We start from the raw sequence: 1,300 nt of genomic DNA, 5'->3' as shown, positions 1-1,300 counted from the left end.
GGGGCGTGAGGAAGTTCACCTCAAATTGCTCTTCGGAAACAGCACGCGATCGGGTTTTGCATTCATTCGCGCCAGCATTTCCTTGATCAAGCGTGTTTTGGTGCGCCCCGCTTCCTTCGGCGGCACGAGGTAACGCACGATGGCCTCGAGCCAGGTGTTTTCACTGACGCGAAAATGAACCACGGGATGCTCCTTCACTTCGAGTTCGTCCACCGGCGTTTGCGACAGGATGTGCTTATAGACCTTCACCTTCTGGCTCATGATGTCGCCGATCTGCTCGTCAACGACCTCTCTCATGGTTTTCGCTACGAATTCCAGATCGCTTTCATAAGCGAGCTGGAACTTGATTTCGTTCCAGACATAGGGAAACAGCGGCCAGGAATAGTTGAAGACCGGCGTGTCAAACACGGTGGAGTTCGGAAACTTGATGACGCGTCCGCTTGGATGATCGGTCCAAAGATGTTCGCCGCCGAATTCCCATAACGTCGTGTCGAGATAGCTGACATCAATGACATCGCCATGGGCATCGCCGATGCGAATGCGGTCGCCAACGCGATAAGGCGCCCTGGCCAGAATATAAATCCAGGCGATGAAACTGGAGATCGGCATTTGCAGCGCAAAGCCGAGAATCAGTGAAATCAGGCCGAGTGAAACAACCGCAGCGTACCAGTTCACAAATAAGACCGAAATGGCCACGAAGACGATGGCGACGACGACGACCAATCGAAAAATACGTTGCAGGTTGAAACGCGAAACACGATTGGGAATTCGGCCAATGAGAAAGACTTCGATAACATTGGCAACGGTCAGCATAACGAAAATGAGAAGGCCGCCCCTGACGTAGTTCAGCACGCGAACGCGCAAAGGCGCATCAAGCCATTCTAAGCGCCAATTGATCAGGACTTGGATACCAAAAAGCAGCAAGGCGGCGGCAGCGAAACCAACCGTCCACCAGACATCTTGCTTGCGAAGGCTGAAGCGGAATTTTTCCTCGGGCTTTTTCGCCTTCTGTTCCAAAGTTTCTGGATCAGCAGTCTGTTGCGCGGCCCGTTCGAGTCGGGAAAGGTTCTCCTGTTCCTTGGCGCGCGGTTCCATGGGTTCACCTCCCGATGTGGCCATCAACACCCAGCCAGTGCCTTCTCGTTCCTCGACGGCGGCATTCCGGCAAACGACCCGATGTCAGTCGCTGACCGGTTCCTTGCCGGTCCCCGAAAGCTGGCCTTCATTCCGGCGGCCCCGTCCTTGGTGAAATAGGGCGGCAGCAGAAAGATGCGACGGCGCCGCCATATTCGGCAAATGC

General features: G+C 54.8%; 1 protein-coding gene. It reads right to left on the bottom strand.

What is annotated here, in order from left to right:
* Positions 1 to 15: 15 nt before the first annotated feature.
* On the bottom strand, positions 16 to 1,095 hold the full coding sequence (locus tag ACWUKX_RS30910) for a mechanosensitive ion channel family protein (protein WP_029349148.1): 1,080 nt from the start codon (positions 1,093 to 1,095) through the stop codon (positions 16 to 18).
* Positions 1,096 to 1,300 lie beyond the last annotated feature (205 nt).

This window comes from Mesorhizobium sp. f-mel (assembly GCF_053850215.1).
This window is presented reverse-complemented; position numbering and strand designations above follow the sequence as displayed.